The 14,040-nt window shown below is 37.4% G+C and carries 13 protein-coding genes; 12 read left to right on the top strand and 1 reads right to left on the bottom strand.

Features of this window, described 5'->3' with window-relative positions; translation table 11 throughout:
* Window positions 1–92 precede the first annotated feature (92 nt).
* The 3 genes from PMI13_RS08910 to PMI13_RS08900 are packed head-to-tail and all read left to right on the top strand — an operon-like array spanning window position 93 to window position 3,897.
* The gene (locus PMI13_RS08910) at window positions 93–1,952 is read left to right on the top strand and encodes a glycoside hydrolase family 13 protein (RefSeq protein WP_007842870.1); all 1,860 of its coding nucleotides are present in this window, start codon (window positions 93–95) and stop codon (window positions 1,950–1,952) included.
* 31 nt (window positions 1,953–1,983) lie between these two features.
* The gene (locus PMI13_RS08905) at window positions 1,984–2,502 is read left to right on the top strand and encodes a nuclear transport factor 2 family protein (RefSeq protein ID WP_007842868.1); all 519 of its coding nucleotides are present in this window, start codon (window positions 1,984–1,986) and stop codon (window positions 2,500–2,502) included.
* A 12-nt stretch (window positions 2,503–2,514) separates the two neighbouring features.
* Complete coding sequence (locus PMI13_RS08900; protein WP_007842867.1) at window positions 2,515–3,897, top strand: MFS transporter; 1,383 nt, start codon at window positions 2,515–2,517, stop codon at window positions 3,895–3,897.
* Between the two features lie 306 nt (window positions 3,898–4,203).
* On the opposite strand, the gene PMI13_RS08895 is transcribed toward PMI13_RS08900, so the two are convergent.
* Window positions 4,204–4,803, bottom strand: a complete 600-nt coding sequence (locus PMI13_RS08895) for an FMN-dependent NADH-azoreductase (RefSeq protein ID WP_007842866.1) — start codon at window positions 4,801–4,803, stop codon at window positions 4,204–4,206.
* A gap of 89 nt (window positions 4,804–4,892) precedes the next feature.
* Here PMI13_RS08895 and PMI13_RS08890 point away from each other — a divergent pair, with 89 nt between their 5' ends.
* From PMI13_RS08890 to guaA, 9 genes are all read left to right on the top strand, one after another.
* Window positions 4,893–5,258 carry a winged helix-turn-helix transcriptional regulator gene (locus tag PMI13_RS08890; RefSeq protein ID WP_034670012.1) on the top strand — a complete coding sequence of 122 codons (366 nt, stop codon included), beginning with the start codon at window positions 4,893–4,895 and terminating at the stop codon, window positions 5,256–5,258.
* Window positions 5,259–5,381: 123 nt separating this feature from the next.
* Window positions 5,382–6,110 (top strand): pirin family protein, encoded by a 729-nt coding sequence (locus PMI13_RS08885; RefSeq protein WP_007842863.1) that lies wholly within the window; start codon window positions 5,382–5,384, stop codon window positions 6,108–6,110.
* Between the two features lie 159 nt (window positions 6,111–6,269).
* The gene (locus PMI13_RS08880) at window positions 6,270–6,821 is read left to right on the top strand and encodes an NADPH-dependent FMN reductase (protein ID WP_007842862.1); all 552 of its coding nucleotides are present in this window, start codon (window positions 6,270–6,272) and stop codon (window positions 6,819–6,821) included.
* A gap of 211 nt (window positions 6,822–7,032) precedes the next feature.
* Window positions 7,033–8,025, top strand: coding sequence for a phosphoribosylformylglycinamidine cyclo-ligase (purM, locus tag PMI13_RS08875; protein ID WP_007842861.1), 993 nt, complete (start codon window positions 7,033–7,035; stop codon window positions 8,023–8,025).
* Window positions 8,026–8,099: 74 nt separating this feature from the next.
* Window positions 8,100–8,663: a phosphoribosylglycinamide formyltransferase gene (purN, locus tag PMI13_RS08870; RefSeq protein ID WP_007842860.1), complete on the top strand. Its 564-nt coding sequence runs from the start codon at window positions 8,100–8,102 to the stop codon at window positions 8,661–8,663.
* Window positions 8,660–9,352: a glutamine amidotransferase-related protein gene (locus PMI13_RS08865; RefSeq protein WP_007842859.1), complete on the top strand. Its 693-nt coding sequence runs from the start codon at window positions 8,660–8,662 to the stop codon at window positions 9,350–9,352. The genes purN and PMI13_RS08865 overlap by 4 nt, the downstream gene beginning before the upstream one ends.
* 89 nt (window positions 9,353–9,441) lie before the next feature.
* Window positions 9,442–10,959 carry a bifunctional phosphoribosylaminoimidazolecarboxamide formyltransferase/IMP cyclohydrolase gene (purH, locus tag PMI13_RS08860; RefSeq protein WP_007842858.1) on the top strand — a complete coding sequence of 506 codons (1,518 nt, stop codon included), beginning with the start codon at window positions 9,442–9,444 and terminating at the stop codon, window positions 10,957–10,959.
* 93 nt (window positions 10,960–11,052) lie between these two features.
* The gene (purD, locus tag PMI13_RS08855) at window positions 11,053–12,291 is read left to right on the top strand and encodes a phosphoribosylamine--glycine ligase (RefSeq protein WP_007842856.1); all 1,239 of its coding nucleotides are present in this window, start codon (window positions 11,053–11,055) and stop codon (window positions 12,289–12,291) included.
* A gap of 160 nt (window positions 12,292–12,451) precedes the next feature.
* A complete protein-coding gene (guaA, locus tag PMI13_RS08850) occupies window positions 12,452–13,981 on the top strand; it encodes a glutamine-hydrolyzing GMP synthase (protein ID WP_007842853.1) in 1,530 nt (509 codons plus the stop codon).
* Window positions 13,982–14,040: the final 59 nt, after the last annotated feature.

Here is a 14,040-nt window from a genome sequence, read left to right as displayed (position 1 = left end):
ATAAATTTTACAGTGTTTTTATAAAAATGCAATTACCTAAGATAGAATTTTGTTTTATCCGGCTGTAATCAATACCTGTTAAATAAGAAAAAATGAAAAAGATATACGCAATTATTGTCCTTTCAGCAGCTTCGGTTGCTTTTTCTCAAAAACCTTTAGATAAAGTAGAGCCTGCCTTCTGGTGGAAAGGAATGAAAAATCCGGAACTTCAGATTCTTGTATATGGAAAAGATGTTGCCCATAATGAAGTTGAGCTTTCAGACGGAGTTCAGATTAAAAATATTCAGAAAGTTGAAAATCCGAATTACATTTTTGTAACCGTAAATACTAACGAAATTAATGTTCCTGAATTTAAGATCAATATTAAAAAAGGGAAAAAAAATATAGATTCTTACACCTATGAATTAAAACAGAGAGAACCCAATTCCGTCAATCGTGAATCTTTCACTTCAAAAGATGTAATGTATCTGATTATGCCGGACCGTTTTGCTAATGGTGACGAGAAAAACGATTCGACTCCGGATCTGACAGAAAAAACAAACAGAAGCCTTCCGAACGGGCGACATGGTGGAGACTTACAGGGTATTATCAATAACCTGGATTATATTCAAAACCTGGGCGCTACTTCTGTTTGGTTAACCCCTGTAAATGAAGACAATGAAAAAGTTTATTCTTATCACGGGTATGCACAAACCGATCTGTACAAAATTGATGGCCGCTACGGAACCAATGAAGAATACCGTAAACTTTCCCGTGAGCTGAATAAAAGAAATATGAAGCTTGTGATGGATTATGTAACCAATCACTGGGGTGTTTCGCACTGGATGATCAAAGATTTACCCACAAAAGACTGGATTCATTGGTTTGATGAAGGAGAAAAAGGTTTCTACCGCTCCAATTATAAAACCACTACCCAATTTGATACCAATGCTTCGGAGATCGATAAAAAATATGCTCTGGATGGCTGGTTTGATACCACAATGCCGGATATTAATCAGAAAAATCCCCTGGTATTAAAATATTTAACGCAAAATGCCATCTGGTGGATAGAATATGCCGAATTGGGCGGTTTCCGGGTAGATACCTATCCTTATAATGATAAAGAAGCGATGGCAAAGTGGGCCAAAGCAATCACTGATGAATACCCGAAATTTAATATTGTAGGAGAAACATGGTTAAACACAGCCGGACATATTTCAGCGTGGCAAAAAGATTCAAAAACAGGTGAAGCTGCCGGGTACAACTCCAATCTGCCTTCTGTAATGGATTTTATGCTGTACGGAGATATGCCTAAAGCTTTAAAGGAAAATGAAGGCTGGGACAGTGGTTTAACAAGGTTATATAATGTTTTTACAAGTGATTTCCTGTATCCGGACATCAATAATGTAATGGTGTTCTTTGAAAATCACGATACGGAAAGATGGAATGAGATTTTTAACGCAAATCCCCAGGCCTACAAAATAGCTTTGACACTGATCTCTACTGTTCGCGGTATACCACAGATTTATTACGGTTCTGAAATCGGGATGCGCGGTGATAAAAATAAAGGCGGTGATGCAGATATCCGCAGGGATTTTCCGGGGGGCTGGAAATCAGATAAGCAAAATGCATTCAATCCTTCGGCCCAAACTCCTGAACAAAAAGAATTTTACCAGTTCAGCAGGAAATTATTAAACTGGAGAAAAGAAAAAGACGTCATTCATACCGGGAAAACCAAAAATTATATTCCCCAGAACAATGTTTTTGTATATTTCAGGTACAATGATAAAGAATCGGTAATGGTTGTGGTAAACAATAACGACAAAGAACAGACGTTAGATCTGAAACGTTTTGCAGAATCTCTGAATAAGGCTGCAAAAGGGAAAGAGGTCATTTCAGGAAAAGAAATTTCTTTACAGAACAGTTTGGTTATACCTGCAAAAACTTCCCTGATTATTGAGCTGCAAAAGTAGTTTGAACGGTTTATTTAATTACATTTAAAGTATGAAAAAAATTACAGTTGTCTATTTGCTGGTACTTGTTTTACTAAGCTTTACAGGTATTTCAGCACAAACAAAGTTTGATAAAGATAAAACGCAGATCAATACTATGCTTGATGATTTCAACATAGCTGCAGCAAAGGCGGATTTCAACTCCTATTTTAATTATTTTGCTGAAGGATCTACATTCATAGGCACCGATGCAACGGAAGTCTGGGATAAAAAAGCTTTCATGGTTTGGGCTAAGCCTTACTTTGATAAAAAGAAAACCTGGAATTTTACTTCATTAAAAAGGAATATCTATTTCAGTAAAGACGGAAAAATAGCCTGGTTTGATGAATTACTGGATACCCAGATGAAGATCTGCCGTGGCTCCGGTGTGGTAGAGAAAATCAACGGAGCATGGAAAGTAAGACAATATGTACTTTCCGTAACGGTTCCCAATGATGTAGTAGACAAAGTAGTTACCGAAAAGGCAGCCATCGAAGATGTCCTTATTCAGGATTTAAAAACAAAAAAATAACATAAAAGCACAATGACAAAAAAGACAAAACCAAATCTGTCTATGGCTCAGATCATCAATATGAGCATGGGATTTTTAGGGATTCAGATGGCTTTCGGGTTGCAGAACGGAAATGCGAGCAGGATTCTGGCCAACTTAGGCGCAGACGTTCATGAATTATCCTGGTTTTGGTTGGTGGCACCGGTCACAGGACTGATTGTTCAGCCGATTATCGGACACATGGGTGATAATACCTGGAGCCCGTTGGGGAGGAGGAAACCTTATTTTTTAATAGGCGCAATTTTGTGTGCCATTGGCTTGGTAATGCTTCCCAACGCAGCAACTGTTACCCATATGTTTGCTGCCAATGCTCTTTTATTAGCCGTAATTTTCCTTGCTATGATGGACGCATCTGTTAATATTGCCATGGAACCTTTCAGAGCTTTGGTAGGAGATATGCTTCCGAAACACCAGGGTACACTTGGTTTTTCAGTGCAGACTATTTTAATCGGGATAGGAGCTGTAATCGGTTCATATATTCCCAGTTTGCTCACTGCATTAGGAGTGTCAAACGAAGCACCTGTGGGTTTTGTAGGCGATAATGTAATATATTCTTTTTATGTGGGTGCAGGATTGCTCATATTGACCATACTTTATACCATTTTTACAACAAAAGAATATTCTCCACAAGAATTTGCAGAATTTGCAGATGGGAAAGAGGTTGTGGAAGAAAAATCAAAATTCAGCGATATTTTTAAAGACTTTGCAAATATTCCTACCCAAATGAAAAAGCTGGGAATAGTACAGTTTTTTTCTTGGTTTGCTTTGTTTACCATGTGGGTTTTCACGACCAGTGCTTTAGCAACACACCATTTCGGACTGTCTCCTGAAGATACACATTCCAAAGCATTCAACAATGCCGGAGACCTTACAGGTGAATTATTCGGGATGTATAATCTTTGGGCAATTCCTTTTGCATTTTTATTAACTCCTATTGCAAAATGGATAGGTAAAAAACAGACTCATGCACTTGCATTAACATTTGGGGGAATAGGATTAATATCAATGTATTTTATTAAAGACACCAGTCATCTTTGGATGTCTATGATAGGATTGGGATTTGCATGGGCGAGTATTTTAGCAATGCCTTATGCCATGCTTATTGAAGTTATTCCCCCAAGAAAAATGGGTGTTTTCATGGGAATCTTCAATTTCTTTATTGTAATTCCACAGATCATCAACGGACTTTTTGGCGGACCTGTCGTAAGCAATATTTTTGGAGATTATGCAATAGATTATATCGTTGTCGGTGGCATTTGTATGTTGATAGGTGCTGTCATTACAATGATTTTTATTAAAGAAGATCATGAAACCCCGAAAGAAATTGAAGAAGAAATCCAACAGGTGCATTTTTAGGAAAAAAATTGATAAGGAGTTAGTTGATAACGATAAAATTGTTATTCAAATGAGAATACATCAATAGGAGCGGGCTTTAGCCCGCTTTTATTTTAAGGAGATATAGAAGGCTTCAGCCGAAACTTATATAACCTACAATCCCAAAAAGCATACAGATTTTATCAATTCAATCTACAAAATCTATGGAATATTTTTATAATATTAAAATAAAGAGCCTGAATTCCCTAACCTGATCTTTTTAACAAAGACTCTGCCATAAAAAATGGCCAACAGTGTTTTAAAATTCACCATTGGCCATTCATTTCCTTACGCTAAAACAGCTTCAATTTCTGCCACAGCTTTCGATAAATTTTCATCTTTAAGCTGAGGAATCATCGTCCCCTGAGATTTGAATACTTCAACATCAGTAATCCCGATGAAACCGAATAATGTTCTTAAATAATGTTCCATATTTTCTATAAGCCCATTCTCATATACTCCACCCACTGCGAAATTTAAATACACTTTTTTATTTTGCAAAAGTCCTTTTGGAGTTCCGTCAGCGAAAGAGAAAGTTTTTCCGGCAACTGAAATACTGTCGATCCAGGATTTCAAAGTAGATGGGAAAGTGAAATTATAAAAAGGAACTCCAATGACAATGATATCAGCTTCTTCAATTTCTTTTAAGGCTCTGTCAGAATACTTTGAAGCTTCTTTTTGTTCGTCATTCTTTTCTTCATCAGGAATTCCTGAAGCGTTAAAATGGTGAATTTCCAAATGGGGGATCGGCTGGGTAGCCAGATCACGAACCACCACCTTACTTTCAGGATCTTTTTTCAATAATTGATTGATAATAATCTGAGAAAGTTGATTGCTTACAGAATTTTCTCCACTAATGCTGGTTTTGATATTTAAAATGTTTGCCATTTTGTTTTAAATTTTTTTGTTTTTGATTATGACAAAATTATTGTAAATTTACTTTCCAAAGTATAGTAGTTACCCAAAGGAAAGTGAAAATGGAAAAACAACATAGTCATAAAGATTGTATGCAGGCTTTAAAACCGGTCCGCGATACATTAGATGTTATTAGTGGTAAATGGAAATTACAGATTATCATTTCGTTAAATGCCGGAAATAAGCGTTTTACAGAGATTGAACGAAGTATACCCAAGCTGACTTCAAAGGTTTTAGCCAAAGAATTAAAAGAACTGGAGCAAAACGGGTTGATAGAAAGAATCGTAAAAGATACGTATCCGGTAACCATAGAATATAATCCTACAGAATACACAAAAACATTATCACCCGTCGTAGAATCCTTAAAAAACTGGGGTGAGAATCATCGTAAACACATCTTTGGAACACCGGAAGAGAAAGAGGGGTAATGTATATTGGCTAACGGTTTAGGTATTCCGATATTCAGCAATTTTATCTTCTCACCTTTCTTATCTTACGTCAACATTTCCCATATCCGGATGTCATACATTTGTACCATAAATAATCACATAATGAAAACAGTATATCATAAAGCAGATTCAAGAGGCCACGCTGATCACGGGTGGCTAAATAGTTACCATACATTCAGTTTTGCGAACTATCAGAATCCGGAAAGAACTCACTTTGGAGTTTTAAGAGTATTAAATGACGACACCGTTTCCCAGGGAATGGGGTTTGGAACACACCCGCACAGGGACATGGAAATTATTTCCATTCCTTTGGAAGGAGATCTTGAGCATAAAGATTCCATGGGAACCACTGCAGTAATCAAAAAAGGAGAAATTCAGGTGATGAGTGCCGGAACCGGTGTCATGCACAGCGAATACAATAAAAATAAAGATGAAGCGGTAAAATTTTTACAGATCTGGGTGTTCCCGAAAGAAATGGGAGTTGAGCCGAGATATGATCAGAAAAGTATTAAAGAAGGTGAAAAAATCAATGGATTTCAGCAGATTCTGTCACCCAGTAAAAATGATGACGGAGTCTGGATTCACCAGGATGCATGGTTTAACCTGGCCAACTTTACAAAAGGAAACGGCAAAAACTATATATTCAACAAAAAAGGAAACGGTGTTTATGCATTTGTGCTAAAAGGAAGTGCAAAAGTAGGTGACAGAATCCTGAACGAAAGAGACGGGTTGGGAATCTGGGACACCCAAAGCTTTAACATCGAAGCTATCGGAGATACCGAAATCCTTTTAATGGAAGTTCCGATGGAATTACCTTCTTATTTGAAATAATAAATAAAATTTTTCGCAGAATAAAAAATTCCCCTCCCCTGGAGGGGTGGCGAAAATTCAAAGAATTTTTGACGGGGTGGTTTAAAACATAAACCTTAGTTAAATATTAAGCCATAGCGGATTTAAAAATAACTTACATTTTAAAAATAATAATATTCAATGAAAATTTTAGCAATAGCAGGAACGAATTCCGAAGCTTCAATTAACAAGCAATTAGTAGCCTACGCTTCTACCATATTTGAAAGTGCAGAAGTGGAGGTAGTAGATCTTAATCCTTTTGAAATGCCAATCTACAAACATGAAAGAGAGCTTGCTGGAGGGGTTCCTCAGGAAGCAAAGGATTTTGCAGCAAAAATTGATGCAGCAAATTTATTATTGGTTTCTTTACCGGAACACAACGGGACCTATTCAACAGCTTTTAAAAATGTGTTCGACTGGGTTTCAAGAATCAAGGAAAGAACCGTTTGGAATGAAGTGCCGATGTTATTAATGTCTGCTGCACCCGGAGCAAGAGGCGGGGCCGGAGTTTTGGAAGCTGCAACCAAACGTTTCCCTTTCCACGGGGGAAATATTGTAGAGACTTTTTCACTTCCGTTTTTTAATGACAATTTCGATAAAGCTGCCCAAAAAATCTCTAATGAAGAAAAAGACAGTGAGTTAAGAGAAAAAATTAAAAAGATTTCGGCAATCGAAACGATCTTGGAAAAATAGAATTGTAATATTAATTTAAAATTACTATTTTTGCAAAAAGAAAAAAGATGAAAATTCAGTCCACTTTCAAAGAATGTTTCTCCATAAAAGGGAAAACTGTGGGCACTGAAATTCTGAGATAAAATAACAGCCGATAATCTACCAAGATGGTCGGCTTTTTTATTTTCTAAAATTGATATAAAAAGTTTGAAATAAAATTTCTAAAAGTAAAATGAGCAACACTTACAAATCTGCAGGAGTAGACAAAGAAGAAGGATACAAAACCGTTGACAAGATCAAAAAAGCGGTTGGTGAAACCCACAATTCCAATGTATTGAATCATTTGGGAAGTTTTGGGGCTTTCTATGAGATCGGAGGATACAAAAATCCTGTTTTGGTTTCCGGAACCGATGGAGTGGGAACTAAACTGAAAGTAGCTTTGGATTCTAAAAAATATGACTCTATCGGGGTAGATTGTTTTGCAATGTGTGCCAATGATATCCTTTGTCACGGTGCAAAGCCGTTGTTCTTTTTAGATTACCTGGCTTGCGGAAAATTAGATTCTGAAATTGCTGCTGAGATTGTTTTAGGGATGGTAGAAGCTTGTAAAGATAACAACTGTGCATTAATAGGCGGTGAAACTGCTGAAATGCCGGGGATGTATCAGCCGGGAGATTATGATGTGGCAGGATTCTGTGTAGGAATTGTAGAAAAAGATCAGATTATTGACGGCTCTAAAATAAAGCCGGGTGATAAAATCATTGCGTTACCAAGCTCAGGTTTCCACTCAAACGGATTTTCACTGGTAAGAAAAGTATTCCCGGATTTTGAAGAAGAATTTGAGGGAAAACCACTATACGAAACCCTTTTAGTCCCTACAAGATTATATTATAAAGACATTCATAAAGTAATTGAGGAGGTAAAAGTTTCCGGTATTGCGCATATTACAGGAGGTGGTTTATATGAAAACATCCCGAGAATTATTCCTGAAGGATTATGTGCTTCCATTGACGCATCAAAAATCAAAATTCCGGGTATTATGCTTGAATTGGAGAAAAGAGGCAATGTTGCCCGTGAAGAAATGTTCGGAACCTTTAATATGGGAGTGGGAATGATCGTTGTAGTAGATCCTGAACACGCTGAAAAAGTATTACACCTTTTAGATGATGCTTACGAAATCGGAGACATCACAGAAGGAAGCGAAAAAATAAATTTAACTATTTAAAAGACTTCAGATGTCAGAATCAGATTCCAGACCTTTGTTTTGTATCTGATTTCTGATATCTAACATCTAAATTAATGAAAAACATTGTTGTACTCGTTTCAGGTTCCGGAACCAATCTTCAGAGGATTTTAGACACCATTGAGAGCGGAGAAATTCAGAATGCACAGGTAACCTTAGTTATTGCAGACAGAGAATGTTACGGACTGGAAAGAGCCAAAAATCACAATATAGAAAATGTACTGATCCCAAGAGGAAAAAACTTCAGCAGCGAATTGGGTAAAATAATCTCTGAAAATACGGATCTGATCGTATTGGCAGGCTTTTTATCTATTCTTAAACCTGAGTTTTGTGATCAGTGGAAAGGTAAAATAATCAACATACATCCGGCATTGCTTCCAAAATTCGGAGGAAAAGGAATGTGGGGGATGAATGTTCACAATGCCGTAATTGAAGCTAAAGAAATAGAAAGTGGGGCTACTGTTCATTTTGTTACTTCGGGTATTGATGAAGGAGACATCATTTTACAAAAATCATTTATAATTAATGAAGGGGAAACTCCGGAAACATTAGCCGAAAGAATACATGAGGTGGAATATGAAATATTTCCAAAAGCAATCAATAAAATAGTAAATATATGATTCCGAAAATAGCTATTCTGGGAGACTTTAATCCAGTACACGCTACACATCATGCATTGAATGATAGTATAAGGGATGTTAAAAAGCTTTTGAATAAAGAAATTCAGTTTGATTGGATTGGTACAGATATTTTTAATGAAATTGTCTTTGAAAAACAAAATTATACCGGGCTGTGGATTGCTCCGGGAAGTCCATATAAAGACTTTGAAAATGTTTTAAAAGTAATAGAATATACACGGAAAAATAATATTCCGACCTTTGGAAATTGCGGAGGATTTCAACATATGATCATTGAGTTTGCAAGAAACGAATGTGAAATTACCAATGCAGATCATGAAGAAACCAATCCGGATAGTGAAAATGTTTTAATAAAAAAGTTGATGTGTTCATTAGTAGGCGAACAGGAAAATCTCAAGCTTATAGATAAAGAAAGTTTTTTATATAAAACAATGGGGGTAGATGAAATAGTAGGAAAATACTATTGCAGCTATGGAATCAATGAAGACTACGTGGAAACTTTAAAAGAAAGAGGATTAAGTTTTACATCAAAATCAGAAGAAGGACATTACAGGTCATTTGAAATAAAATCTCATCCGTTTTTTGTGGGAACTTTATTTCAGCCGACGCTCACTTCAACTACAGAAGCACCCAACCCTGTTATTGTGGAATTTGTAAAACATTGTTTGTAGAAAATCTAAGTAAAATAAAAGTAAATCCGGGGGTGAAAGGCCGGAATACAGTTTGAAATAGCTGTAAAAAGTAAAAAATTGAAAGTAAAATGAGTAAAAAGAGAGTTTTAATCAGTGTTTCTGACAAAAGCGGATTGATCGAATTTGCGCAGTTTTTGGAAGCCCAAAATTATGAACTGGTTTCAACAGGAGGGACGTTCAAACATTTGAAAGATGCTGGTTTAAATCCAATTCAGATTGATGAGGTTACCAATTTCCCTGAAATGTTGGATGGCAGAGTGAAAACTTTACACCCGAAAGTTCATGGTGGTCTTCTGGCAGTTCGTGCAAACGAAGAGCACATGAAAACAGTACAGGAGCACGGAATTGGTCTGATAGATATGGTTATCGTAAACCTTTATCCTTTCTTTGAAAATGTAAACAAAGATATTTCTTTACATGAGAAGGTAGAATTTATTGATATCGGAGGTCCTTCAATGCTTCGCTCAGCAGCTAAAAACTTTGATTCTGTTACCGTAATTACAGATGTAGAAGATTATGTTACAGTAAAAATCGAAATGGAACAAAACGGCGATACGTACATCGAAACCCGTAAGAAGCTTGCAGGAAAAGTATTCAACCTTACTTCTGCTTATGATGCGGCTATTTCAAGAATGCTTTTAGACGAAGCTTATCCGGCTTACCTTAATGCTTCCTACAAAAAAGTATCTGATTTAAGATACGGAGAAAACCCTCATCAGACAGCTGCTTATTACGTTTCTACTTTCGAAAACGGGGCAATGAAAGATTTTGAGCAGCTTGGCGGAAAAGAATTGTCTTTCAACAACCTTCGTGATATGGATCTTTGCTGGAAAGTGGTAACTGAATTCAAAGAGGAGATGGCTTGCTGTGCTGTAAAACATTCTACGCCTTGCGGCGTGGCCATCGGAACTTCAGCTCTGGAAACTTACCAGAAAACTTTTGAGTGTGATCCGGTTTCTATCTTTGGTGGAATTGTTGCCATGAACTACAAAATCGATGCAGCAACAGCAGAAGAATTAAACAAAACTTTCCTTGAAATTGTAATGGCTCCTGACTTTGATGAAGAAGCCCTTGAAGTTTTAAGGAAAAAGAAAAATTTAAGAATTATAAAAATCGTAAACCCTGTTTCTGATAAACAGACATGGGTGAAAATTGATGGCGGAATATTGGTTCAGGACAACGACAGCGTTTTCTCTGATGATATCAAAGTGGTTACTGAAACCCAACCGACCGAAGAGCAGAAAAAAGCATTGCTTTTCTCCCAGAGAGTAGTGAAATACGTAAAATCAAACGCGATTGTGGTTTCAAACGGAATTCAGGCTTTCGGAATCGGTGGTGGCCAGGTAAACAGAATCTGGGCAACACAGCAGGCGATTGAAAGAGCAAAAGAAAAATTCTCAGGAGACCTGGTATTGGCATCAGATGCGTTTTTCCCTTTCCGTGATGTGGTAGATTTTTGCGCTCAGGAAGGTATCAAAGCAATCATTCAGCCGGGAGGAAGTGTAAAAGACCAGGACAGCATCGAAGCAGCCAATGAGCATGGGATTCCGATGATGTTTACCGGGATCAGACATTTTTTACACTGATTAAAATAGAATTAAAAATTAGTTTTGAGATTGTATAAATAGCATTCAAAATTATATATTTGTAGAATATAGACTAGATAATTAAATTAAAGTATGAGAATATTAATCATAGGTGAAGGTGGAAGAGAGTCTGCACTGGCAGAAAAACTTCATAAAGACTCCAGAGTTACTAAAATGTTTTTCGCTAACGGAAATGCTACCACCGATGTAATAGGGAAAAATGTTCATTTATCAGAAATTAAAGAACTTAGGGATTTCGCGATTAAAGAAAAGATCGATTTAACGATTGTAGGCCCTGAAGCACCGCTTGTAGCAGGCTTGAAGGATGAATTTAAAAAGCATGATCTTAAAGTTTTCGGCCCTACCCAAAAAGTGGCAAGCCTGGAAGGAAGTAAGGCTTTCTCTAAGAAATTTATGCAGACCTATGATATCAAAACAGCAAAAGCTGTGGTATTTGATTCATATAATGAGGCTAAAGAATATGTTCAGACCCAGGAATATCCTTTAGTGATTAAAGCAAGTGGTTTGGCAGGCGGAAAAGGTGTTGTGATCTGCGATACTTTAGAAGAAGCTGAAGCTACGATCCACGATTTTATGATTCGCAGAATCTATGGAGATGCCGGGATCCGTTTAGTTATCGAAGAATTTTTACAGGGTTTTGAGGCTTCTATCATTGCATTCTCAAACGGTGAAAAACTTTTCCCTTGTATTGCTGCCAAAGATTATAAAAAAGCCGGAAATGGTGATACAGGACCTAATACAGGAGGAATGGGATCTGTAGCTCCAAGCCCGGAATTTACCCAGGAGCATTACGCTGATTTCGAAAAAAATATCCTTGAACCTACCATTACAGGTCTTAAAGCAGAAGGTTTCAGCTTTAAAGGAATCATCTTCTTCGGGTTGATGGTTACTAAAAACGGAGCTTATCTTTTAGAATACAACATGAGATTCGGAGATCCTGAAACCCAGGTATTGATGGCTCTTATGGAAAATAACCTGCTGGACGTTATCAACGACTGTATGAACGGGAAAGATATTGAACTTAAGTTTAAAAACGAAAAAGCGGTTTGTCTCGTAATGTGTTCCGGAGGATACCCGCGAAATATTGAAACAGGTTTCGAGATTGTAGGCGAAGATAAAGTACGGCACAGCCAGCTCTTATATGCAGGCGCTGTCAGAAAAGGCGATAAAGTGGTTTCCAATGGCGGCAGGGTACTCAATATTGTAGCCTCAGGCACTACTTATGATGATGCCCGCAAGAAAGTGTACGAAGATGCAGGACATGTACATTTCGATTACAGCTTCTACAGAGAAGACATCGGAAAGTTTTAAATAAAAATCACGAAAAAAGATTTGGAACGTTTCCAAGTCTTTTTTTGTAACACAGTTAATATTTAAATGAGATGTGAGATCCTGATTCCAGACACCGGATTTTTAATCTGATGTCTTACATCTGAAATCTGATGTCTTTTAAAATAAATCAATTATAAAAATGAACAACGGTATTATCATATTAGATTTCGGGTCCCAGTACAACCAGCTTATCGGAAGAAGAATCCGTGAGATGGGTGTATATTCTGAAATTTTACCTTTCAACACACCTATACAGGATATTTTAGCAAGAGAACCGAAAGGGATCATCCTTTCCGGAGGACCCAGCTCTGTGAATGCAGAAAATGCTCACTTAGTAGAAAAAGAATTATATGAACAGGGGATTCCGGTTTTGGGGATCTGCTACGGAATGCAGCTTACCGCTCATCTTTTGGGTGGAAAAGTGCATAAAGGTGTAAAAGGCGAATATGGAAAAGCCCATTTGGAGATCGTTAAAGAAAATGCTCTTTTAAAAGGGGTTATCCAGAATTCTATCGTGTGGATGAGCCACTTTGATGAAGTAGGCATGTTGCCGGCAGGTTTTGAGCTTAATGCACAGTCTGGCGTAATGGCATCTATTTCCAATGAAGAAAGAAAAATCTATTGTGTACAGTTTCACCCGGAAGTTTCTCATACGGAAGAAGGCGGTAAAATGCTTGAGAATTTTGTTTTCGGAATCTGTAATGCAGAGAAAAACTGGAAACTCACCAATTATATTGAAAAAACAGTTGCTGAAATCCGTGAAAAAGTAGGAGACAACAAAGTGATCCTTGGGCTCTCCGGTGGGGTAGACTCTTCTGTAGCAGCGGTTTTAATCCATAAGGCGATAGGAGATCAGCTGACCTGTATTTTTGTAGACACAGGGCTTCTGAGAAAAGATGAGGATAAAAAGGTAATGGATAATTATGGAGAACACTTCCATATGAATATTAAGCTGGTTAACGCCTCAGAGAGATTCCTTTCCAAGCTGGCCGGAGTAGATGATCCAGAACAGAAAAGAAAAATCATCGGAAACGAGTTTATCCATGTTTTTGATGAAGAATCCCATAAGATTGAAGGCGCTAAGTTTTTGGCACAGGGAACCATTTATCCGGACGTTATCGAAAGCCAGTCGGTAAACGGGCCATCTGCAGTAATTAAATCTCACCACAATGTTGGCGGACTTCCTGAAGATATGGAATTTGAACTGTTGGAGCCTTTAAGAGAGCTGTTTAAAGATGAAGTGAGAAAAGTAGGTGAGGAGTTGGGAATTCCACATCATTTGGTATACAGACACCCTTTCCCTGGCCCAGGTTTGGGAATCAGAGTATTGGGAGCTGTAGATGCTGAGAAAGTGAGAATCCTTCAGGAAGCGGATGATATTTTTATAGAAGAGCTTTACAAAAATGATTTGTACGAAAAAGTATCCCAGGCTTTTGTAGTGCTTCTTCCTGTAAAATCAGTAGGAGTAATGGGAGACGAAAGAACTTACGAATACACTGCTGTAGTACGTTCTGCCAACACCATCGACTTTATGACGGCAACGTGGAGCAGGCTTCCTTACGAGTTTTTAGATATCGTATCGAGCAGAATTATCAATGAGGTAAGAGGAATCAACAGGGTAGCTTACGATATTTCCAGCAAACCGCCTGCAACTATTGAGTGGGAATAATTTTCACTGAAATTTAAAAATATTAATCTGGACTGCCCCCAAAAAGTTAGACCCTTTTT

The sequence above is a fragment of the Chryseobacterium populi genome (assembly GCF_000282115.1).
GTDB classification, from domain to species: Bacteria; Bacteroidota; Bacteroidia; order Flavobacteriales; family Weeksellaceae; genus Chryseobacterium; species Chryseobacterium populi.
This window is presented reverse-complemented; position numbering and strand designations above follow the sequence as displayed.

Bases quoted from the DNA above. Each gene is read 5' to 3' on its own strand.
- purM (WP_007842861.1), top strand. From the start codon at position 7,033: ATGAGCAACACTTACAAATCTGCAGGAGTAGACAAAGAAGAAGGATAC.
- guaA (WP_007842853.1), top strand. From the start codon at position 12,452: ATGAACAACGGTATTATCATATTAGATTTCGGGTCCCAGTACAACCAG.
- purN (WP_007842860.1), top strand. From the start codon at position 8,100: ATGAAAAACATTGTTGTACTCGTTTCAGGTTCCGGAACCAATCTTCAG.
- PMI13_RS08900 (WP_007842867.1), top strand. From the start codon at position 2,515: ATGACAAAAAAGACAAAACCAAATCTGTCTATGGCTCAGATCATCAAT.
- PMI13_RS08895 (WP_007842866.1), bottom strand. From the start codon at position 4,803: ATGGCAAACATTTTAAATATCAAAACCAGCATTAGTGGAGAAAATTCT.
- purH (WP_007842858.1), top strand. From the start codon at position 9,442: ATGAGTAAAAAGAGAGTTTTAATCAGTGTTTCTGACAAAAGCGGATTG.
- PMI13_RS08880 (WP_007842862.1), top strand. From the start codon at position 6,270: ATGAAAATTTTAGCAATAGCAGGAACGAATTCCGAAGCTTCAATTAAC.
- PMI13_RS08910 (WP_007842870.1), top strand. From the start codon at position 93: ATGAAAAAGATATACGCAATTATTGTCCTTTCAGCAGCTTCGGTTGCT.
- PMI13_RS08890 (WP_034670012.1), top strand. From the start codon at position 4,893: ATGGAAAAACAACATAGTCATAAAGATTGTATGCAGGCTTTAAAACCG.
- purD (WP_007842856.1), top strand. From the start codon at position 11,053: ATGAGAATATTAATCATAGGTGAAGGTGGAAGAGAGTCTGCACTGGCA.
- PMI13_RS08885 (WP_007842863.1), top strand. From the start codon at position 5,382: ATGAAAACAGTATATCATAAAGCAGATTCAAGAGGCCACGCTGATCAC.
- PMI13_RS08865 (WP_007842859.1), top strand. From the start codon at position 8,660: ATGATTCCGAAAATAGCTATTCTGGGAGACTTTAATCCAGTACACGCT.
- PMI13_RS08905 (WP_007842868.1), top strand. From the start codon at position 1,984: ATGAAAAAAATTACAGTTGTCTATTTGCTGGTACTTGTTTTACTAAGC.